This is a genomic window from Pseudomonas sp. MAG733B, from assembly GCF_036884845.1.
GTDB lineage: Bacteria > Pseudomonadota > Gammaproteobacteria > Pseudomonadales > Pseudomonadaceae > Aquipseudomonas.
This window is the reverse complement of sequence record NZ_CP145732.1, coordinates 1,227,245-1,246,896: the sequence shown is the minus strand read 5'-3', so window position 1 is coordinate 1,246,896 and position 19,652 is coordinate 1,227,245. Positions and strand designations below refer to the sequence as shown.

19 protein-coding genes and 1 pseudogene are annotated in these 19,652 nt (G+C 60.5%); 10 read left to right on the top strand and 10 right to left on the bottom strand.

Annotation, left to right across the window (positions count from 1 at the left end; all coding sequences use genetic code 11):
• Positions 1–272: 272 nt before the first annotated feature.
• Entirely contained in the window at positions 273–686 is a 414-nt protein-coding gene (locus V6Z53_RS05635) for a response regulator (protein ID WP_338584541.1), read from the bottom strand.
• Positions 687–760: 74 nt separating this feature from the next.
• Positions 761–976, bottom strand: coding sequence for a Flp family type IVb pilin (locus tag V6Z53_RS05630; protein ID WP_338584540.1), 216 nt, complete (start codon positions 974–976; stop codon positions 761–763).
• 322 nt (positions 977–1,298) lie between these two features.
• Between V6Z53_RS05630 and cpaB the strand changes: the two genes are divergently transcribed.
• From cpaB to V6Z53_RS05590, 8 genes are read left to right on the top strand one after another with little or no spacing between them, the layout of a single operon-like run.
• Positions 1,299–2,246: a Flp pilus assembly protein CpaB gene (cpaB, locus tag V6Z53_RS05625; RefSeq protein WP_338584539.1), complete on the top strand. Its 948-nt coding sequence runs from the start codon at positions 1,299–1,301 to the stop codon at positions 2,244–2,246.
• Between the two features lie 22 nt (positions 2,247–2,268).
• A complete protein-coding gene (locus V6Z53_RS05620; RefSeq protein ID WP_338584538.1) occupies positions 2,269–3,531 on the top strand; it encodes a type II and III secretion system protein family protein in 1,263 nt (420 codons plus the stop codon).
• Positions 3,528–4,715: a pilus assembly protein gene (locus tag V6Z53_RS05615; RefSeq protein WP_338584537.1), complete on the top strand. Its 1,188-nt coding sequence runs from the start codon at positions 3,528–3,530 to the stop codon at positions 4,713–4,715. Before V6Z53_RS05620 ends, V6Z53_RS05615 begins: the two co-directional genes overlap by 4 nt.
• Positions 4,712–5,992 (top strand): CpaF family protein, encoded by a 1,281-nt coding sequence (locus V6Z53_RS05610; RefSeq protein ID WP_338584536.1) that lies wholly within the window; start codon positions 4,712–4,714, stop codon positions 5,990–5,992. Before V6Z53_RS05615 ends, V6Z53_RS05610 begins: the two co-directional genes overlap by 4 nt.
• Before the next feature lie 10 nt (positions 5,993–6,002).
• Positions 6,003–6,887 (top strand): type II secretion system F family protein, encoded by an 885-nt coding sequence (locus tag V6Z53_RS05605; protein ID WP_338584535.1) that lies wholly within the window; start codon positions 6,003–6,005, stop codon positions 6,885–6,887.
• The gene (locus V6Z53_RS05600; protein ID WP_338584534.1) at positions 6,884–7,774 is read left to right on the top strand and encodes a type II secretion system F family protein; all 891 of its coding nucleotides are present in this window, start codon (positions 6,884–6,886) and stop codon (positions 7,772–7,774) included. Before V6Z53_RS05605 ends, V6Z53_RS05600 begins: the two co-directional genes overlap by 4 nt.
• A gap of 10 nt (positions 7,775–7,784) precedes the next feature.
• Entirely contained in the window at positions 7,785–8,498 is a 714-nt protein-coding gene (locus tag V6Z53_RS05595) for a tetratricopeptide repeat protein (RefSeq protein ID WP_338584533.1), read from the top strand.
• 11 nt (positions 8,499–8,509) lie between these two features.
• Entirely contained in the window at positions 8,510–8,785 is a 276-nt protein-coding gene (locus tag V6Z53_RS05590) for a DUF3613 domain-containing protein (RefSeq protein ID WP_338584531.1), read from the top strand.
• Between the two features lie 166 nt (positions 8,786–8,951).
• On the opposite strand, the gene V6Z53_RS05585 is transcribed toward V6Z53_RS05590, so the two are convergent.
• The 3 genes from V6Z53_RS05585 to V6Z53_RS05575 form a co-directional block, all read right to left on the bottom strand.
• Positions 8,952–9,311, bottom strand: coding sequence for a DUF6124 family protein (locus V6Z53_RS05585; RefSeq protein WP_338584530.1), 360 nt, complete (start codon positions 9,309–9,311; stop codon positions 8,952–8,954).
• Between the two features lie 1,278 nt (positions 9,312–10,589).
• Positions 10,590–11,375 carry a response regulator transcription factor gene (locus V6Z53_RS05580; RefSeq protein WP_338584529.1) on the bottom strand — a complete coding sequence of 262 codons (786 nt, stop codon included), beginning with the start codon at positions 11,373–11,375 and terminating at the stop codon, positions 10,590–10,592.
• Positions 11,376–11,486: 111 nt separating this feature from the next.
• Complete coding sequence (locus V6Z53_RS05575) at positions 11,487–11,957, bottom strand: prepilin peptidase (RefSeq protein WP_338584528.1); 471 nt, start codon at positions 11,955–11,957, stop codon at positions 11,487–11,489.
• A 75-nt stretch (positions 11,958–12,032) separates the two neighbouring features.
• Between V6Z53_RS05575 and V6Z53_RS05570 the strand changes: the two genes are divergently transcribed.
• Positions 12,033–12,473, top strand: coding sequence for a TadE/TadG family type IV pilus assembly protein (locus tag V6Z53_RS05570; protein ID WP_338584527.1), 441 nt, complete (start codon positions 12,033–12,035; stop codon positions 12,471–12,473).
• Positions 12,470–15,223: an ATP-binding protein gene (locus V6Z53_RS05565; RefSeq protein ID WP_338584526.1), complete on the top strand. Its 2,754-nt coding sequence runs from the start codon at positions 12,470–12,472 to the stop codon at positions 15,221–15,223. The genes V6Z53_RS05570 and V6Z53_RS05565 overlap by 4 nt, the downstream gene beginning before the upstream one ends.
• Here V6Z53_RS05565 and V6Z53_RS05560 read toward each other — a convergent pair.
• From V6Z53_RS05560 to V6Z53_RS05540, 5 genes and pseudogenes are all read right to left on the bottom strand, one after another.
• Complete coding sequence (locus V6Z53_RS05560; protein WP_338584525.1) at positions 15,208–17,130, bottom strand: pilus assembly protein TadG-related protein; 1,923 nt, start codon at positions 17,128–17,130, stop codon at positions 15,208–15,210. The genes V6Z53_RS05565 and V6Z53_RS05560 overlap by 16 nt on opposite strands.
• 216 nt (positions 17,131–17,346) lie before the next feature.
• Positions 17,347–17,904, bottom strand: coding sequence for a DUF4136 domain-containing protein (locus V6Z53_RS05555; protein WP_338584524.1), 558 nt, complete (start codon positions 17,902–17,904; stop codon positions 17,347–17,349).
• A 54-nt stretch (positions 17,905–17,958) separates the two neighbouring features.
• Positions 17,959–18,578 (bottom strand): annotated as a pseudogene (locus V6Z53_RS05550) (DUF4136 domain-containing protein).
• Between the two features lie 12 nt (positions 18,579–18,590).
• Complete coding sequence (locus V6Z53_RS05545; RefSeq protein ID WP_338584523.1) at positions 18,591–19,340, bottom strand: methyltransferase domain-containing protein; 750 nt, start codon at positions 19,338–19,340, stop codon at positions 18,591–18,593.
• The gene (locus V6Z53_RS05540; RefSeq protein WP_160108969.1) at positions 19,340–19,642 is read right to left on the bottom strand and encodes a MazG-like family protein; all 303 of its coding nucleotides are present in this window, start codon (positions 19,640–19,642) and stop codon (positions 19,340–19,342) included. Before V6Z53_RS05540 ends, V6Z53_RS05545 begins: the two co-directional genes overlap by 1 nt.
• Between the last annotated feature and the right edge of the window lie 10 nt (positions 19,643–19,652).

Genomic DNA, 19,652 nt, shown 5'->3' with positions numbered 1-19,652 from the left:
CGTTCATCCGGGGGTGGGCGCGTAGCGCCGTGCGGCGAAGCCGCACACATCGAGAGGAGGTCGTCGCGAAGCAGACCGGAGGCGATGCCCCCGGATGAATGCCGGAGCGAAGGAACACCGAGCTCTAGCGAGGTGCCGTACGTAAGGGGCGAGCGTTTTTTTTGCTTACTTTTTTGAGGCGTTTGTCAAAAAAGTGAGTCGCCGTAAGGGCGAAACCATAAGCCGCCGTTACCGCAGCAACGGATATGTACCAAAATCAATCAAAACGCAGATCACCCCTTGACCAAATAAACCTGCGGCATCGGAAACAAATTATTCAAAGTCTCCAACAACCTCACGTGATAAATCGGCTTGCGAAACAAATCCAGAACCTGCAACCGCAACATGTCACTCACATCGTCCATATCCGCATGCCCGGACGTCACAATCACCGGCAAATGCTGCCGCGACGTGTGCTCGCGCAAACGCTTGATCAACGACATGCCACTCTCCTCCGGCATCCGCAGATCAGTGATGACCAGCGCAATATCCGGATGACGCGTCAAATGCTGCAACGCCACCTTGACCGAAGTTGCAGTAAAACAATTGAAGCCCTCCCCCTCCAGCAACTCCGCCAACTCAAGCAAAGCATCCTCTTCATCATCGACCAGAAGAAGTTGTTGGCGCGAACATACTGGAGAGTTCATAAGCGACACCGTCAATGAAGTAAGCGCTGACATAAGAACCCGTTTTTGGCATTAACAAATGACTGACGCTTGGATTACGGAGTAACGGCAGGGGTCAAAGCAGTTTTGATCGTTCCGAAGAGAGTCGTGATAGTTGTGCCCATGCCCCCACTAAGCCCGGCAATCACTACCGCCACCATCGCCGCCACAATCGCATATTCGATACCCGAAGCACCCTCGCTATCCTTGAGCAGCCCCTTGTAAAACACGACTTCCGATTTGACCTTCTGAACCAGCTTCGAAAAAGACATGACCTATCTCCTGGAGCCCCGGGTGTTGCATAAGCGCAACATGATTCCCCTGTGCCAGCACCAGCATTGTCGGCATTCCCCTACCCAACAACTGTAAATACGCATTAACACGAAAGTATTAGTCGTTTCGTTGACGTCAAAAAACATGACATTTCATCGTAATGTTCTACTTTCACTGGATTTTTACTCTTCGGTAATGGCGTTTTGCTCTAGCTGCGCTACGGTCAAATAGCGAAATAGTTTTATGTTCATAGCTGCCTGATTGCGAAGTTTTCTCGTTGGATAGACGAGGTGGTTAAGCAGCAGGAAAGGGAGAGCCGTCATGAACAGCCGTGTCATCTTGAGCCTTGCCGGATTGTCTCTGGTGGGCGCTGTCATTGCCGGTTACTGGGGTTTCACGCTAAGCCGTCAACCGGCCGCTGCCACCGTTACGCAACCCGCGATTATCACACCGGGAACTACCGCTCAGGCACCTGTGCAGCAAGAAGAAGACACCCGCCAACCGGTGGTGGTACTGCAACGTGACATCGCTCCGTTCGTGCAAATCACCTCCGCCGACGTCGCCCTGGAAAAACTGCGCACCGTTCCCGCCGGCAGCCTGACCCACCTCGATCAAGCTATTGGCCGCACACCGTGGCGCACCCTCCGCGCCGGTACTTGGCTCAGCGACGAAAGCTTCGAAGCCGGCAGCACGCTGGCGCGGATGATTCGCCCCGATGAACGCGCCCTCGCCGTCGCCGTGGATGAAGTGATCAACGCCGGCGGCCAACTGACGCCGGGGGACTATGTCGATGTGCTGTTGTTTTTGCGCGGGGATACCAACAACCTTCAGCCCTCGGCGCAACTGGTGGTCCCGGCCTTGCGTGTGCTGGGCGTGGGCGAGCAAATGGGTTTGACCAACGACGGCCAACCCGCCAGCCCGGCCCGCAGCAACGATGACAAACTCAGACAGGAACAACAGCGCGCCGGCGCCCGCACCGTGCTGCTCGCCGTGCCCGAACAATTGCTGAGCCGCTTGATGCTCGCGGCGCAGGCCGGGGTGTTGCGCCTGGCCGTGCGCAGCGCCGATGAAAAACGCCTGGCCCGTTACTGGGCCGGCCAAGGCGATTCGCCGTCCAACATCGCCAACGCCAATCGCGAGTTGATCCAGTTCAACCAACTGGCCATGTCACCGCCACCCAAACCTGTCGTCGTCAGTGGTGCCGCCACGCCGCGCAGGTCGGGCGTGGAAGTCATCCGCGGCAATGAAATCACTCAACAGACCCCCTGAAATCGAGCAAGGACGCCTTTTAATGCGCAGACGTATTACGCCGTTGTTCAACGGCTTGATCTGGGCCACCTTGCTGAGCGGCTTGCCGCTGGCGTCGGCAATCGCAGCAACCGGCAGTTGCGCCACGCTCGGCCCATTGCCGGCCGCACTGGAAGTTGGCGAAGGTCAGCAACAGGAACTGCAATCGCCCGTGGCGATTACCCGCATCGCCGTCGGTGACCCGAAAATCGCCGACGTGCGCGTCAATGGCAATCAGGCATTCCTGCTCACCGGTGTCGCCCCCGGCACGACCAGCCTGATGGTCTGGACCGCCTGCGCCAGCGCGCCGCGCCAAAGCATGGTGTTCGTCCAGGGTCGCGCGACGACGGCCATGACCACCGCGCGACAACTACCGTCCGCTGATCCCTTGCTGCCATCGCAGGTGCAGACCGACATCCGCTTCGTCGAAGTCAGCCGCACCAAACTGAAAGAGGCCAGCACTTCAATCTACGGCAAAAACTCGAACTTTCTGTTCGGCTCCCCCGGCACCGTTCCCGGTACAGCGGTGACGCCTCGGGTATTCCCGCTGCGCGACCTCGATCCGCGCATCGCCGTGCCGAGCATTCCGTTGGCCAACGACATGTTCAACATCGTCGCCGGTGGCGGTAACTTCCTCGCCATCATCAACGCCATGGAAGGCAGCGGTTTTGCCTACACCCTCGCGCGGCCGAGCCTGGTGGCGATCAGCGGGCAAAGCGCAAGCTTCCTCGCGGGCGGTGAAATTCCGATCCCGATTCCCAGCGCCAACAGCAACAGCTACTCCATCGAATACAAGGAATTCGGCATCCGCCTGACGCTCACGCCGACGGTGGTCAGCAATAACCAGATCGCCCTCAAGGTCGCCCCCGAAGTCAGCGAACTGGATTACAACAATGCCGTGACCATCGGCGGCACCACGGTGCCGGCCTTCACCATCCGCCGCACCGACACCAGCATTTCCCTGGCCGACGGCGAGAGTTTCGTCATCAGCGGTTTGATCAGCACGCAAAACACTTCGCAGGTGAACAAGTTTCCGGGGCTGGGCGATATCCCGATCCTCGGCGCGTTCTTTCGCAGCTCCTCGATCAATCGCGAAGAACGCGAACTGCTGATGATCGTCACGCCGCACCTGGTGCAGCCGTTGGCCGTCAACGCACCGCTGCCGTCGCTGCCCGGTGAAAAACTGCGCAATTACGACCCGAACTGGTATCGCCTGTACTTCCTCGAAAACGGCGACTTCGATAAACGCAGCGGGCTATCGCAATGAGCCAGAACCTGAGTCAGACCTTTCTTGCGATCACGCGCAACAGCACCGATCTGGAGTGGCTGCAAGGCGCCCTCGCCCCGCTGGGCCAAGTGGTCAGCGCCGGTGGTGGCAGCCTCGACGAACTGCTGGCGCTGGTGGACGTGACCTTCGCCAGCCTGGTGTTTGTCGGCCTTGATCGGGAACATGTGGTCGCCCAATGCGCGTTGATCGAAGGTGCGCTGGAAGCCAAGCCGATGCTGGCCATCGTCGCGTTGGGCGACGGCATGGACAACCAACTCGTGCTCAATGCCATGCGTGCCGGGGCGCGGGATTTCGTCGCCTATGGCTCGCGCTCCAGCGAGGTCGCCGGCCTGGTGCGTCGCTTGGGCAAACGCCTGCCGCCCGTAGCGTCGAACACTCAGCTTGGCGGCCTGACCGTGTTGTACGGGGTGCAGAGCAATGCCGATGGCGCGTTGCTCGCCAACCACATGGCGCAAGTGGTGCAGAAGAGCGGCCAGCAAACCCTGCTGCTCGATCTCGGATTGCCACGCGGCGACAGCCTGGCCTTGCTGGGACTTGAGAGTTCGTTTCATTTCGGCGATGCCTTGCGCCATGTGCGCCGCCTCGACGCGACGCTGATCGACAGCGCCTTCACCCGTTGCGAAGTAGGGCTGCGCATCCTCGCCTACGCCAGCAACGACGAGCCGCTGGAACACACCAGCGCCGCCGAGCTGTACATGCTGCTCAGCGCCTTGCGCCAACATTTCCAGCACATCGTGGTGAACCTCACTGGCCAACCGGACAGCGAAGCCTTGCGCACCTTCGTCAGCCACTGCGACAAGCTGCTGTGGTACACCGACCAGAACGTGATCGACTGCCGGCGCAATCTCGCGGTGCTCAACCTGTGGCGCGAAAAAGGCATGAAGCTCGATCACGCCAAACTGTTGATCGATCGCTACCTGCGCAGCGTCGCACCGGACTCCGATGCCCTGGGCAAAAGCTTCGGCATGGAAATCATCGCCACCCTCGCCTACAGCCCGGAGGTGCGCCTGAACGCCAAGAATCAGGGCGTGACCCTGTTCGAACTGGCGCCCCGGGAAGTCCTCACCCAAAGCCTGCGCGCCCTCGGTGAACGCCTGGCCAAACGCTCCGAAAGCCTGGCCAAACCCAAGTCCTGGTTCAGTCGCTTGCGAGGTGTGCAATGAGTGCAGAAAAACTGTTCGGCGCCAGCCCGCGCGCGGTGACCGGCAACACCGATCACGATGGCCTGAAACTGGTGCTGCACCGCTACATCATCGATGCCATCGAAGAGTCCGGCAAAAACCTGCTGGAAGGTTCGCGGCAAGTGCTGTCGCAGTTCGTCATCGACAAAGTCGCCGAGTACATCGCGCGTTTGCACCTGGCGATTTCCCGTTACGAGATGGAGCGACTGGCCGAAGAAATCGTCGACGAGCTCACCGGTTTCGGCCCGCTGGAAGTGCTGCTGCGCGACTCGTCGGTGACCGAGATTCTGGTCAACGGCCCGCACCGGGTGTTCATCGAGCGCGACGGTGTATTGCATCAGAGCGATTTGCGCTTCATCGATGCACACCACGTCGAGCGCGTCATCCAGCGCATTCTGGCGCCGCTGGGTCGGCGGCTTGATGAGTCTTCGCCGATGGTCGATGCGCGCCTGCCGGACGGCAGCCGGGTCAACGCGATCATTCCGCCGATTGCCCTCGACGGCCCGTGCCTGTCGATTCGAAAATTCCGCCAGGACATGCTCAACAGCACCGACCTGATGGCCATGCAAACCATCGATCAGGCGATCTACGAATTCCTCCAAGAAGCCGTGGGCAAGCGCTGCAACATCCTCATCAGCGGCGGCACCGGCACCGGCAAGACCACGCTGCTGAACATTCTCAGCCAGTTGATCAACCCCCACGAACGCTTGGTGACCATCGAAGACGTCGCCGAATTGCAACTTGGCCACCCGCATGTGGTGCGCCTGGAAACCCGTCCGCCGAATGCCGAAGGCCATGGTGAAGTGAAGGCCAGCGACCTGATTCGCAACGCCCTGCGGATGCGTCCGGACCGGATCATCCTCGGCGAGATCCGCGGCGTGGAAGTGGTCGATGTACTCACCGCGATGAACACCGGCCATGACGGTTCCATGAGCACCGTGCACGCCAACAACGCACAGGACGCATTACTGCGCCTGGAAACCCTGGTCGGCCTGACGGGGCGCAGCATCGCCGAACGGACGTTGCGGCAAATGATCTGCGCAGCGCTGGACGTGGTGATCCAGTTGACGCGCATGCCCGATGGTCGCCGTTGCGTCAGCGAAGTGGTCGAGGTGATCGGCATCCGTGAAGACGTGTACGTCACCAATACCCTGTTCCGCCTCGACCGACGTACAGGTTTCGGCTTCATGCGCGAAGCGGCAAACCCCGCCGGCGACAAACTGCGTCGCGAGGCGACGCTCTCCCCCAACGCGTACTGAAGGGCACGGCATGCTCAAACCGTTGCTGCTCACTCTCGTTTGCCTGGCACTGCTCGGTCTGTCGGTGCGCCTGCTCGTTCGCGGGTTGCGCCAACCCGGCACCGAACGCGCACTGGAACGCCTGACTCAAGGGCAACCGGAACGCGTGGTGCAGAAAACCTCGTGGGTGGCACTGGAGCGCGCCTTTTTGCGCGCGGGTCTGGGTCGACCCACGGAACGGCTGGGGTTATGGCTGACACTTTGGGGGTTGGTCGCCTTACTCGGCTTGGTGGCGGGCGGCTGGCTGGGGTTGCTCGTGCTGTTGCTGCTGCCTCCGGTGGTTTTGCGGCTGTATGTGCAGTGGCGATACCAGCGCCGGCTCAAGCGCATGATCGAACAATTGCCACCGCTGCTCGATCACACTGTGCGCAGCCTGAAGTCCGGACGCACCCTGGCCGATGCCGTGCTCGGTGCGATCGACGCCGCCGAAAATCCACTCAAGCACGCGCTAGGTCGAGTGCAGCGCAACGTGCAGTTGGGCGTAAGTCTGCCGGATGCCGCCTCGGACTTCGCCGAACTGTACGACAAAGATGAACTGCGCCTGTTCGCCCTCGGCCTGAAGGTCAACCACCGCTACGGCGGCAACGCCAGCGAGCTGCTGGAAAACCTGATCAAGATGATTCGCGAACGTGAACAAGCCGCTCGCCAGCTGAGCGCCATGACCGGCGAAACCCGGGTCACGGCGGTGGTCCTGGCGCTGCTGCCGATCACCGCCGCCGGCTACTTTCTGATTTCCAATCCGAACTACCTGATGGGCATGTGGAACGACGGCTCCGGACAGATGATGCTGGTGAGCGCGATCGGCTTGCAGGTGTTCGGATGTCTGGCGCTGTGGCGCATGTTGCGCAGCCTATGAACCTGTCCATGTTGCTGAGCTCGTTGCTGTTCATAACGGCCTCGTTGCTGCTGTTGAGTGTCGTGCTGGAGCTGCGCCGACGTGCCCGTCAGGTGGTGCAGCGCCTGGATGGCAAAACCCCGAGCGACAATCGTTTCAGCCAGTGGCTGCATGCGCTGGGCGCCAGCCGGGTCGGCCAGCAATCGGTCAAGCTCGACAACGAAACCCAAACGCTGCTCAACGCCCTCGGCTGGCGCACAGCACGCAAGCGCGCCATGTTCGCGGCGTTCCAGGTGGGCGCACCGGTGCTGGCGCTGATCTTGTGCCTGCTGATCCAGGGTCTGTTTTTCCCCAACGTGGTCAATCAGTGGATCGCCCCGGCATTCGCTCTCGGCATCGGTTATCTGTTGCCCAAACGTCTGTTGGCGGCGGCCGCGCACCATCGGCAGAAAAAACTGGCGATCGAAATCTCCACCTTCATTCCGCTGCTGCGCATCCTGTTTGAATCAGGCATGGCGGTGGAGCAATCGCTGCGCGTTTTGAGCAACGACGGCAAACAACTGCTGCCGATCCTGACCCATGAACTGCGCCTGGTGCTGGCCCGGGTCGACTCCGGCCTGGAACTGGGCGAAGAACTGCACAAAGCCACTCGCCTGCTGGCGGTGGATGAATTCACCGACACCTGCGTGATCCTGCAACAGCTGATCCATCAGGGCGGCGGTGCGATGAAATCCCTGCTGGCGCTCAAACTGTTGCTCGATGACCGGCGCCTGACGCGCCTGCAGGAATACATCTCCAAGATGTCCGCAAAAATGTCCGTCGTGATGATGTTGTTTCTCTTCCCGGCGTTGTTGATCGTACTGGCCGGCCCGGGCTTCACCGCCCTGGCCCGGGCCTTTGCTTCCTAGAGGGAACCTGATGAAAGCACTGATTGCCGGTTTGAGTCTGCTGATGCTGGGCGGTTGCGCGAGCAACGGCCAGACACCCTGGAGCGCCCTGACCGACTCCGCCAGTTGCGGCAAATTGAGTTCCGAACAACAGCTGTCGCTGAACCTCGCCGACGACATGGCCAAGGACGGCAAACTCCACGCCAGCCTGGCCAACCTGCAAAGCCTGCCGGACAACCTCGCCGACGTACGCCTGCGCAAGGCCAAGGTCTATCGTCTGCTGGGTCGCAGCGAAGCCGAACCGTTGTACCGCAGCCTGCTCGGTGGCTGCATGGCCGCCGAAGCCGAACACGGCCTGGGCCAACTCGCCGCCGCCTCGGGCGATCACGGTCAGGCACAAGCCCACCTGCAACGGGCCGCACGACTGGCGCCCACCGATGAAAAAATCCGCAACGACCTGGGCGTGGTGTACCTCAATCAATTGCGGGTCGAAGACGCCAAATTCGAATTCCTCACCGCCATCGAACTCAAGCAAAGCGATCAACTGGCTGCGGTGAATCTGGTGACTTTATTGATCTACCAGGACGACTGGAGCCGCGCCGCCGAACTGGTCAGCCGCCTCGGTCTGAGCCCGGCCCAAGTCACCGAAGCCCAGGCCCGCGCCGAGAAACTCAAGGCCCCGGCCAAACCCGGCGCCACCATTGCCGCCCAAGTCGCCGCCGTCACCAACCCGGCACTTCAGTAGGGAGACCCCACATGAAACCAACCACCCTCTGCTGCCTCGGCCTGCTGGCCCTGCCCTTCGCCAGCCACGCCATCGACGCCGGCCCGGCCTCACCGCAACAGCAGGAAACCGAAGGCTGGCTGCAACTGCAATCGCGCAACACCTTTGCCTCCGACAAACCACAAACCGCCAGCGCCACCGAACGTGAACTGGCGATGCAGCGCTGGCTGAAGAGCTTTCAGCACGAGATACCGGCGTTTTTTGATCAGTACGAGGGGGGGAAAGTGAATAGTGGGGCGGGGGAATAAATGAAACGTTGCACCTGACAAACCGTGGCGAGGGAGCTTGCTCCCGTTCGACTGCGTAGCAGTCGCGATCAAAGGCCCCGGTTTGCCAAATGCACCGCAAACTGCGGTTTTGGGGTCGCTGCGCAACCCAGCGGGAGCAAGCTCCCTCGCCACAGGGAAGCAGTGATCAATCCTGCGGATCGAGGTTATCCAGCGCCCGATTCACTGCCAGCTCGCCGAGCATGATGATCTGCGCAATACCCAGCAACGCATTGCGATGCGGACTGTCCAGAAACCCCGCGAGGTCACTGGCCATGATGCTCGCCGACGCCAACGATTCGCACGCGTGGGCCAACAGGGTTTCGGTGTTGATGTCAGGAACGATGACGAACATCGAGCTGGGCTGGCGCGGGGATGCCGAGTCTTTGTCGGGATTGAGATGGTAATCCAGCGCACGATCGGCGGCTTCGTGGAGCTTTTTTGAGCGGGTAGATTCGTAGGGGGAAGCGGGGTCGGTTTCGGGGGGATTTGGGGTTGGTTTGATCATTGCTACACCTCTGGGATGAAATGGAGCCACGTCCAAATTGCCGCGACGCAATTTGGGGTGGCAGCTGTACGCGGGTTCGCGGACCGATCCCAGAGGCATTTCGGCATACCCGAAGGTATCCCACGCACAGTCGCCATGACACAAAACGACAGACACCTATCGTGCTGTTGTCAGGTGGAGCGATTATGCCTCAAGAATCGAGCCGCGACGCCCGGACGCTGAGTTTTCAGCGACAGACAAAGGCTAGAGATCGCACGTCCGACGGACAACCTGAAAAACGTGTGGGAAGGTTCCGGTGTTTTTATTCACCGTTAAACATCGTCGGCTGTTCCGCCGCCATCGCCAGCAGGCTGGCTCCCACAGTTTGATTGGGTGCATTCGCAAGAAATTGGTGGGCTGACAGGTCGCCATCGCTGGCAAGCCAGCTCCCACAGGGTTAGTGGGTGTACCCAGGATTTGCGAGCAACCGAGATTATTGTGGGAGCGGGCTTGCCCGCGATGAGGGCGGTAGATTCAACATCGATGTCGCCTGACACTCCGTCATCGCGAGCAGGCTCACTCCTACAGTTGGATTGGGTGCAGTTGCAAGAAACTGGTCGGCTGACAGGCCGCCATCGCTGGCAAGCCAGCTCCCACAGGGTTGGTGGGTGTACCCAAGATTTGCGAGCAACCGCGATTATTGTGGGAGCGGGCTTGCCCGCGATGAGGGCGGTGGATTCAACATCGATGTCGCCTGACACTCCGTCATCGCGAGCAGGCTCACTCCTACAATTGGATTGGGTGCATTCGAAAGAAATTGGTGGGCTGACAGGCCGCCATCGCGGGCAAGCCTTGCTCCTACAGAGAAGCAAAAGCAAAAGCAGATCAGCACACACCACCGAGTTGCCTCTCACCACTCAACAGGCCGAGCGTTAGCTCGCCTGCCGCTTTTGATCTTGATCCACCCGCCCCATCGGCAGGCTGAGTGGAGGCGTTTATCCGGGGGTGGGCGCGTAGCGCCGTGCGGCGAAGCCGCACACATCGAGAGGAGGTCGTAGCGAAGCAGACCGGAGGCGATGCCCCCGGATGAATGCCGGAGCGAAGGAACCCCGAGCCTTAGCGAGGGGCCGTACGTAAGGGGCGAGACTTTTGCTTCCTTTGGGGCGTTTGCCAAAGGGAGTCGCCGTAAGGGCGAAACCATAAGCCGCCGTTACCGCAGAAATGGATATGTACACCGGGAGGCCGCCATCGCCAGCAGGCTGGCTCCCACAGTTTTAATCGGCGTACACCCAGGAAAAATCAGTGCGCCGTAACCCTCTGCCGCATCCCCGAACTACTAGGCGACAAAGCCAACGCCAACTGCGTCCGATTATGCATATGCGTCAACCGCAAAACCTGCGACACATACAACTTCACCGTGTTCTCGGTAATCCCCAACTCACAGGCAATCTGATAATTGGTCTGCCCCTTGCCCACCAACCGCGCCACATCCAATTGCCGCGGTGACAGCTGATTGAAAATCGCCGGCATCTCCACCCGATCCACATCGCTGACATCACCGTCATCCGTCGAAGCCGACGAATACGGCGTACGCCGAACCTTGTCCAGGTCCTGGTACAAATCATCGATCGACTCGGACAGGTATTGCAGCTTCTGATTCAAATGCCCCAATTGCAGCGTCTTTTGCCGCTCATGCAACGCCACCTCCTGACGCTGCAAACCTTCAAGCAACTCCTCCAGGTCAATCGGCTTCTGGTAGTAATCGGCAATCCCGGCACGCAGGGCCTTGATCACATCCTGCTTGTCCGCCTGCCCGGTCAACATGATCGCTTCAAACGCGCGATGTTTGCCGGACAACCGCTGAAGCTCCTGAACCAGTTGAATCCCGTCCAGGCCAGGCATGTGCAAATCACAGAGCACCAGACCGATGTCGGTGTCGTCATTGAATCGTTCGATGGCTTGATGGCCGGACTCGCAAGGCACACAACGGTAACCGTTGCTCTCAAGAAATTCGCAGAGTTCTTCAACGACCGAGGGCTGATCATCGACCACAAGGATTTTTACTGCCGAGGTACGCTTGTTCACGTGCAACTCCCTGCAAGGTCAAAGGCTGACCGTTCCTGTATCCACCGCTTAAGGCTGTACAACTCTTGTATGAAAGTAGTCGCTCTTGGCCACTCTGTACAAAACGAACGACTAGCGGAGCCAGGCCAACGTCAGTAAAAAACCCACCAGCAAGAACGGTGCAAAGGGTTGTTTTTTTGACAATCCAGGCTCCAGATAACGGACATGACTTCTAAACCCTTGACCAATAAGCAGCCAGACTCTTGGCGCTAGCAGCCACCAAAACACGCTGGCCAATCCGGCGCCGATAAACACGCCCAGCACATACCGACCGTCGGTCGCGAGGCCCAGCGCGGTCATCAGTTTCACATCGCCCGCACCCAGCCTTCGCAACGCATAACCGGGCAAGGTGAAGGCCAGTGCCAGCAGCGCCGCCCAGCCGCCTTGTTCGGCGGTTGCGCCCAGCCAGGTGGTGCCGCTCCACAGCAACCAGGCCAGGGCCAATGCCCCGCCGCCCAACGTCAGGGCATTGGCGATATGGCGCTCCCGGGCGTCCTGTGCGGCGCACAGCGCCAGCCAGATCAGTAGGACAAAGCTTTGCATTCGGTAAAAAACATCCCTTTTGGCTGAATGATTCTATGCTGACATTACGCAGTGATGGTCAGGGTAGACGCACTCATGAAAACCAACCTCCCCCGCAAGCAAAAAGGCGCCGCCGCGATTGAATTTGCCTTGGTGTTCGTCATTTTTTTCGGCGTGTTCTATGCCATCGTCACGTACAGCCTGCCGCTGTTGTTGATGCAGTCCTTCAACCAGTCCACCGCTGAAGCCGTGCGCCGCAGCGTGGCGCTGGACCCAAACACACCCGGATACGAAGCCGCGCTGAAAACCGTGGTCAAGGATGAGTTGAAGCGGCAGCTGGCGTGGATTCCCTCCGGGCTGAAATTCAATGTCGACACCGACACCAGCACCACGCTTACCGCCGGTGTGCTGAAGGTCAGCATCAACTACCCCACCAACAAACTCAGCGCGGTGATTCCATTTCTGCACCTGCCGGGCATCGGACAAGTACCGAATTTACCCGCCACGCTCACCGCCAGTTCGAGCCTGCAATTTTGAGTGCCGGGGATAAACTCTTCGGGCGTCTGCTCAACCGTCATCCATCACCGCCTGCGGAATCCCTGAAGCCGCTGAGCGTGCTGAGTGTCGGTTTGCAGATGCATCTGAATGCCGAAGGCCAGGTGCTGCATTTGACGGGGCCGTTGCGGCATCTGCTGGCGCAACAGGTACCCACCGCGCAGGCGCCGCATCTGCTCGACTTCCTGTTGCCACATTGCAGTCTCGTGGTCGAGGGTTCACCGGCTGATTGGCAAGGCCAGCAACTGGACCTGGACTTTTACGGCCTCAGTGGCCAGCCCCTGCATCTGCGCGGCTGGGTCCAGCCGTTGGCCGATGCCTGGTTGTTGCAGTTGCTGGACATCGGCGATCTGCTGCTCGAACGCCGGCAATCGCGCCTGCGCGAGCAATGTCAGTTACTGGCGGCGCAGATCGGCGAGCATTTGCGCGTGTGCAGCCTGACGCGTTTACCCGAGGTGTTGACCGAACAACTGCAAAGCCTCGCCCAGCGCTTCCAGATCCCGTGCATCGCCTTGGCATTGCTCGACGAGCAGGAACAGGGTTGGCAGATTCACCAGCACTACGTCGGTTTCGACGCGCCGCAGCTTTGGCAAAACGGGCAGCGCCTGGGCACCGGCCTCGACAGCCTCAACGGCTCCGCGCCCCAGCACCTCAATCTGATGGAGCACCCGCGCCTGCAAGGCACCTTCGGCAATTCCGAGGGTTTCGTCGTGCCCTATCACGATGCCCAAGGGGTGGCGGCCTGGTTGTTGTGTGGTTGCTGGTCGGTGCAGCAACGAGCGCCCGACGTCGGGATGATCGACTGGCTGCAATTCGCTGCCGCGCTCGCCGCGCCCGTGCTGGAACGCTTGCGCGAACACCGGCATCACCTGCAACTGGAACGCCTCGAGTCGCTGCAAGCCCTGCTCGGCACAGGTTGGTGGGAGGTGTTCAGCGACAGCGCCGAGGTGCTATTGGCGCCCTCACTGGCCAGCACGCTGAACCTCGGGACCCTGCGTTTGCCCGTGCAGGACTGGCTTGATCAGGTGCACCCAGCCGACCGCGAAGAGCTGCGCAGTCGCCTGCAAACCTTGCAGGATGAAAGCACGCCGCTATTGCTGTGCGTGCGCCTGCGTCCCCTCGATAACGCCTCCACGCCCGCCTGGTATCGCTTGCAAGGCCAGGCCTTGGGCGTCGGCAGAAACCGGCGTCTGGTCGGTTTCATGCTCGACATCAGCGACATCAAGAACCAGGAACAAAACGCCGCCGCAGCCCATGCGCGGCTGGACAATCTGATCGCCCGTTCGCCCGCGGTCATTTACGTGCAGCGCTATGTCGAAGGTGCATTGCAACCGACCTTCTTCAGCGACAGCCTGGGGCCGTTGCTCGGCTGGACCCTCGCCGAATGCACCGGCGCCGCGTTGGTCGAACGGGTTCACCCCGAGGACCGCGACCGCTATTTCGAACGCACTCGCCAACTGCTGCGCGAAGGTTCGGTGAGCAGCCGCTATCGGCTGCGCGACAGTCGTGGCGATTACCACTGGTTGCTCGATGAAGCCAAGCTGCTGCGCGATGACCTTGGCCTGCCGGTGGAGGCCGTTGGCCTGTGGCTGGACGTCACCGAAGCGACCCTTGCGACCGAGCGGGTCAAGCAGAGCGAGGAGCGTTACCGGATTCTGGTGGAAGACTCGCCAGCGATGATCTGCCGCTATCGCCCGGACCTGACCCTGACCTTCGGCAACAAGCCGCTGGCGACGTATCTGGAATGCACGCCGGAACAATTGCCGGGGGTGAATCTGGGCAACTGGATGTCCCAGGAACAGCGCGAGGCATTCACCCAGCGCCTGAGTCAGTTGAGCCCCGAGTTTCCGGTGAGTACCGCCGAGATCAACCTGCAACTGCCCGGTAGGGAACATGCGTGGTGGGTCTGGTCGGATCGCGGCGTGTTCGACCCGCAAGGCCAGTTGCTGGAAATTCAAGCCGTGGGCCGCGACAACACCGAAGTGCGGCGCTCGCAACAGCAACTCACGCAAAGCGCGAAAATGGCCACCCTCGGCGAAATGGCCACGGGCCTGGCCCATGAAATCAACCAGCCGCTGAACGTGATGCGCATGGCCATCGTCAATGTGCTCAAGCGCTTGAGCAACGGCGATGCGCAGATTGATTACCTGACCGACAAACTCAACCGTATCGATGCGCAGGTACAGCGCGCCGCGCGCGTGGTCGATCACATGCGCGTGTTCGGCCGTCGCTCGGAAATCGAAGAGCACCCGTTCAACCCGGCCCAGGCCATCGAAGGCACGCTGTCGTTGCTGGCCGAAGGCATGCGCGGCAAAGGCGTGGATTTGCGCATCAGTGAGACGGGTTTTGAGGTGTTGGTGCGCGGCCATGTCGATCAGCTTGAACAAGTGCTGATCAATCTGATGGTCAACGCCCGGGACGCACTACTCGGCAAGCGTGAAGGCAATCCTGAATTCAAACCGTGGATCGCCGTGTACGCCGAGCGCCATGAGCAGTCGGTGCAGCTGTGGGTCGAGGACAACGGCGGCGGTATTGATCACCGTTTGCTGGAGCGGATTTTCGAACCGTTTTTCACCACCAAACCGGTGGGCGTCGGCACGGGTTTGGGGCTGTCGGTGAGTTACGGCATTGTCGAGAACATGGGCGGCAAACTCAGCGTCAGGAACTCGACCGAGGGCGCACGGTTCTGCATTGAATTGCCGGTTGTGCCGCAGGATCAGATCACCAGATAGGCTTTGCCTTTCTCACCGCAGGTCAGGTTGAAACCGACGTCGACTTTGTTGATGTCGACCCCGAGGTTCATCAGCAGATTGTCCACGATTGGGTCGACCAGCGGTGCGAGCAGGCCGCTGATGGCGGTGATCAATAATGAAACGACGTCTGACAGAACCGACAACAGCGAACTGAGCAACGATCCCAGCAGGCTGCCGATGGTGGGCGTGTGCTTGATCAGGGTGACACCGCCCAATGTTCCTTTGAGACTGCCCACCACTCCGGACACTGCGACCGGATGCGTCGGGATCGGTGACACGTTGATCTCATGGGGATTGACGAAGGTGTAATTCGGTTCGGTTTTGCCGGCAATCGGGCTGTCGATCATGATTTCGCTGCCGCCACCGCCGAATGCGGTTCGCGCGCCACAGCTGAACAAGTGGCAGGTTTTCGAGCCGATATCGACAAGAGGCAACGGCGACAGGCTTGGAGCGAGTGAGGACGAAAGCCAGATCGCGTCATTGATCTGACCGACTTTGACCTGTACCGCCGCAATGTTGGTGGTGGCAGTGAGACTCTTGCTGGTCGGGGTGGCACAGGAGTAATCGGTCACATAACTACTGCCAGTGCCTGCTTCGATACCGACGTCGAGGCTAAGGCCATTCGGCAATATTTTCAGATCGGTCTGCGTGCAATTGCCGAGGATGCAGCCAGGCCACAGCAACGTATTGACCGCTCCCACTACCGGCGTCAGCAACGAGTTGACCAGTTGCAGAACGGAATCGATCAGCGACAAATCAACCGCCACCAAAACACGAATCTGCGCCGTACTCACATAAATCCTGTTCACCCCCAGCGGCGCGACTTTCGCCAGCGCCGGGTCACCCACTGCCGAAAACTGCGGCGGCTGAATGACTTTTATGCGGGTCGTCACGCCTGCCAGGCCCAACAAATTCACCGGCAACACGGCGTTCACCGCGCTGTTCTTGTTCGCCAGTTGGACAAACCCCTGGATCAGTTGGAACAGCTGCACCGTGGCGTCCAGCCCTTGCGCTTGCGCACCGGTTTGCAATTGCAGCAGATCACCGAGCTTGATCGGCGAAGCGGCGGAGGCCGACAGTTGCAGGTTGGCCAACGCGGTTTTGACTTCCACCGTGGCGCCGCTCTGCCCCGCCACCGTAGCCGCAGCCTTGATGAACTTGGTGACACTGCCTTGCGTGTTCAACAGCGCGGTGTAGTTGCCGGCCGTAACGCCCAATTCGATGGCGAGTTGATCCATGAATTTCAGCAGGTTGATATCGGTCTTGACCAACCCGTCCCAGCCGCCGACGGTGAGGTTGACGTTGCCCCCCAGCAGCGTCGAGAACAGTGGGTTCAACAGGTTTGATCGGGCGCTATCGACTCCCAACAAAGTGCTGCGAATACTCAATTGCGCCAGCGTCTGCTTGGGCTCGGCGGCGACAGCGGTGGCACTGAGCCGGGTCGTGAGGCTGACCGGTCCGCCGGACAACAACGCACCGATGCCCGCCGCCACGCTGGTCGTGACGGGACGGCTGACGGTGACTTGCACGGTAGCGGTTTTTGTCGCATCGGCAGCGAACGCCCGAAGGTTACCTGCGCCGGTCTGCAAAGTGCCGCAATTGACCACCAGCGTGTTGTCCGCGTTGACGGTAAACCCGTTGCGCGTCGCACTTTGCGTGGCGTAGGTGGTTGCACTCTGGCCGGACTTGCAATTGCCATCGCGGGTAACGGCCTCGAGTGCCGCGGTATCCGCCACCCGTTGCAGCTTGCGTTGCTCCAGATAAAGCCTGCCGGAATCGATCACCAGCAGCGTGAACCCCAGCGCGAGCGCGAGGGTGCCGGCCGCCATCAAACCGATCGCCCCCCGTTGCCGGGCCGGGCCGCGAAACTGCATGCGAGGCGACATCGCGCACTCCTTTGCCGGCGCACTGCCGAGCGCTACCTCCATTGGTTAGAGCAGTGTAGACAAGGGATGGCGAAACTGCTGGCAACTCGCCAGCCAAGACAATAAAAAACCCTGTGGGAGCCAGCCTGCTGGCGATAGCGGTGTATCAGTCAGCATCTGTGTCGACTGACACTCCGTCATCGCCAACAGGCTGGCTCCCACAGGGTAACGAGATGATTACTTGGGTGGATAGTTCGCCAATACCCGGGTCACCGTTTCGCGTATCGCATTACTGCGATCGGTAGGGTTCGGTGTGCGGCTGAGTATCTGCTCGTCGCTGCCGCGCCACACCAGTTTGCCGTCCTTGCCGTCGAGCAGGTCGATCTGGATGGTCGCTACCTTGTAATTAACCAGACGGGTTTCGTTGTACATCGGCGCGCCCCAGTAGCCGTTCCACGGGTTGCCCCAACCGCCGCCATAGTTGGTGGTCACTTGTTGCTGGCGCTCTTCGACAATCAGGTAAGTCTGTACACTCAAGTCACCCTTGGCACCGGCGGCGGCCGGGCGCAGGCCGCGCTGATCGAGTTGATCGGCCACTGACTGGCGGATGCGTTGCTCGGTCAGGTCGCTCTTGATGCGTGGGTCATCCGGGCGGTATTGCAGGACCGGTTCTTTCCAGCTCCAGCTGCGATAAGCGGCAAAGTCGCGGCTGGCATCGAAGTCATGATTGACCTGGTTAGCGGCGCAGGCACTGAGCAGCGCGACCACTGCCAGTAAAGCGAAACGGCGGAACATGATGATTCTCCGATTGAAGACATGAACCTGCGAAATGCTTCTTATCTACAGAAGCTAACTGGGAGGATACGCCGACATTGCCTTTTCCACAGCCTCCCGTATGGCATCCACTTGCTGGCTCTGCGTGCCCCGGTTGCTGGTTTCGGCGCTGGAACTCCACACCGGTTGACCGCTTTGCGCGTCGAACAGGTCGACACGCACCACCACGACCTGTTCCTGATAGGTGCGGATGATCGGCACTGTGCGTAGCCACCGTAGCCACTGCCATAGCGGTTGTAACCGCCATAACCACCGTAGTAGCCACCGTCGTAGTAGTCATCGCGGACCTGGCGCAAACGGGTTTCCATCCGCAGATCGGCGCTGACGAACAGGTCGGCCGGACGATTGTCATGCAGCGGACGTAAACCGCGTTGATCGAGCGCACTGCTGACCGCTTCGGCAACCTGCGCCGAATCCGCCCACGCGGTGCCCGGCGGCATTTGCCCGTTGAGCCAGGCCCAGCTGCGATAGCGCCCATAGTCGCGGGGCGGCGCCGGGTAGGCGCTGCGGTCGAAGGTGTTGGCCGCCTGCGGGGGCGCCGGTGGAATGGGGTTGGAGGACGCCACATACGGGTTGCTGCCCTGACAGGCAGCCAAACCCAGACAGATCAGCAACAACCCTGTACGACTTTTCATTTCGGGCTCCGATCAGATCGGCCGACAGATCCAGTGCAAGTAACGCCCAAGCCCGGCAAAGCTTGGGTGACGGCGGTGCGCCAGTTCCATTTCGAGCAAATCCAGCAGTTCGGCGCGGGCCTGGAATTCCACCGGCATATAGTCGTGAAAAACCCGCACTCCACTCTGGCTTTCGACCCGCCACAAGCCGTCAAGTTGCGCCGCCAATTCCCGTGGATCCAGCGGCTGTTGCGGAGTCAGGCTCTGCTTCTCGCCGGCCATGTCGTTCTTGCGCATCTTGCGGAAGTGGCCCTTGAGCAAGTTGCGGTAAATCAATGCATCGCGGTTGTAGAACGCCAGCGACAGCCAGCCGTCGGCCTTGGTCAATTGATGCAACACCGGCAGGATCGCGTGGGGTTCGGCCAGCCATTCCAGCACGGCGTGACACAGCACCAGATCGTAGGGTTCGGTGAGCTGACCGAGCAGTTCCTGCCATGGCGCCTGAATGAACGTCGCCGTTTGCCCGGCCTCGGCGAAACGCTGGCGGGCGCTTTCGAGCATCGGCTCGGCAGGCTCGGCCAACGTGACGTCATGCCCGCGTTCGGCCAGCCACAACGACATGTGGCCAAGCCCGGCGCCAATATCCAGCACGCGCAGCGGTCGGTCCGGCAGGGTTTCGGCAAGGTCGGCCTGCAACACCGCCAGGCGAATCGCGCCTTTGGCACCGCCGTAGATTTTTTCCGCGAAACGGGTCGCCAGTTGATCGAAATGACGGTCGCTCATCAGCTGAACCTCCGCTCGCTGTCGGCCAGTTTGCTGCGCACCACTTCATTCATGTCCAGTCCCAACTCGCCGCACAGCAACAGTAGGTAGAGCACGATGTCACCGATTTCCTGGCCGGCATGGGCCAGTTTGTCCGCCGGCAACTGCCGTGACTGGTCTTCGGTCAGCCACTGGAAAATCTCCACCAGCTCGGCCATTTCGACGCTCGCGGCCATGGCCAGGTTTTTCGGGCTGTGAAATTGCCGCCAGTCATTGCGGTCACGGATGGCGTGCAGGCGTTCGGTCAGTTCAACAAGGTTCATCGGGCTCTCC

What these genes read in the sequence shown, in the direction of transcription:
- V6Z53_RS05635 (WP_338584541.1), bottom strand. Translation starts at nt 686, where the DNA reads ATGAACTCTCCAGTATGTTCGCGCCAACAACTTCTTCTGGTCGATGAT.
- V6Z53_RS05630 (WP_338584540.1), bottom strand. Translation starts at nt 976, where the DNA reads ATGTCTTTTTCGAAGCTGGTTCAGAAGGTCAAATCGGAAGTCGTGTTT.
- cpaB (WP_338584539.1), top strand. Translation starts at nt 1,299, where the DNA reads ATGAACAGCCGTGTCATCTTGAGCCTTGCCGGATTGTCTCTGGTGGGC.
- V6Z53_RS05620 (WP_338584538.1), top strand. Translation starts at nt 2,269, where the DNA reads ATGCGCAGACGTATTACGCCGTTGTTCAACGGCTTGATCTGGGCCACC.
- V6Z53_RS05615 (WP_338584537.1), top strand. Translation starts at nt 3,528, where the DNA reads ATGAGCCAGAACCTGAGTCAGACCTTTCTTGCGATCACGCGCAACAGC.
- V6Z53_RS05610 (WP_338584536.1), top strand. Translation starts at nt 4,712, where the DNA reads ATGAGTGCAGAAAAACTGTTCGGCGCCAGCCCGCGCGCGGTGACCGGC.
- V6Z53_RS05605 (WP_338584535.1), top strand. Translation starts at nt 6,003, where the DNA reads ATGCTCAAACCGTTGCTGCTCACTCTCGTTTGCCTGGCACTGCTCGGT.
- V6Z53_RS05600 (WP_338584534.1), top strand. Translation starts at nt 6,884, where the DNA reads ATGAACCTGTCCATGTTGCTGAGCTCGTTGCTGTTCATAACGGCCTCG.
- V6Z53_RS05595 (WP_338584533.1), top strand. Translation starts at nt 7,785, where the DNA reads ATGAAAGCACTGATTGCCGGTTTGAGTCTGCTGATGCTGGGCGGTTGC.
- V6Z53_RS05590 (WP_338584531.1), top strand. Translation starts at nt 8,510, where the DNA reads ATGAAACCAACCACCCTCTGCTGCCTCGGCCTGCTGGCCCTGCCCTTC.
- V6Z53_RS05585 (WP_338584530.1), bottom strand. Translation starts at nt 9,311, where the DNA reads ATGATCAAACCAACCCCAAATCCCCCCGAAACCGACCCCGCTTCCCCC.
- V6Z53_RS05575 (WP_338584528.1), bottom strand. Translation starts at nt 11,957, where the DNA reads ATGCAAAGCTTTGTCCTACTGATCTGGCTGGCGCTGTGCGCCGCACAG.
- V6Z53_RS05570 (WP_338584527.1), top strand. Translation starts at nt 12,033, where the DNA reads ATGAAAACCAACCTCCCCCGCAAGCAAAAAGGCGCCGCCGCGATTGAA.
- V6Z53_RS05560 (WP_338584525.1), bottom strand. Translation starts at nt 17,130, where the DNA reads ATGTCGCCTCGCATGCAGTTTCGCGGCCCGGCCCGGCAACGGGGGGCG.
- V6Z53_RS05555 (WP_338584524.1), bottom strand. Translation starts at nt 17,904, where the DNA reads ATGTTCCGCCGTTTCGCTTTACTGGCAGTGGTCGCGCTGCTCAGTGCC.
- V6Z53_RS05545 (WP_338584523.1), bottom strand. Translation starts at nt 19,340, where the DNA reads ATGAGCGACCGTCATTTCGATCAACTGGCGACCCGTTTCGCGGAAAAA.
- V6Z53_RS05540 (WP_160108969.1), bottom strand. Translation starts at nt 19,642, where the DNA reads ATGAACCTTGTTGAACTGACCGAACGCCTGCACGCCATCCGTGACCGC.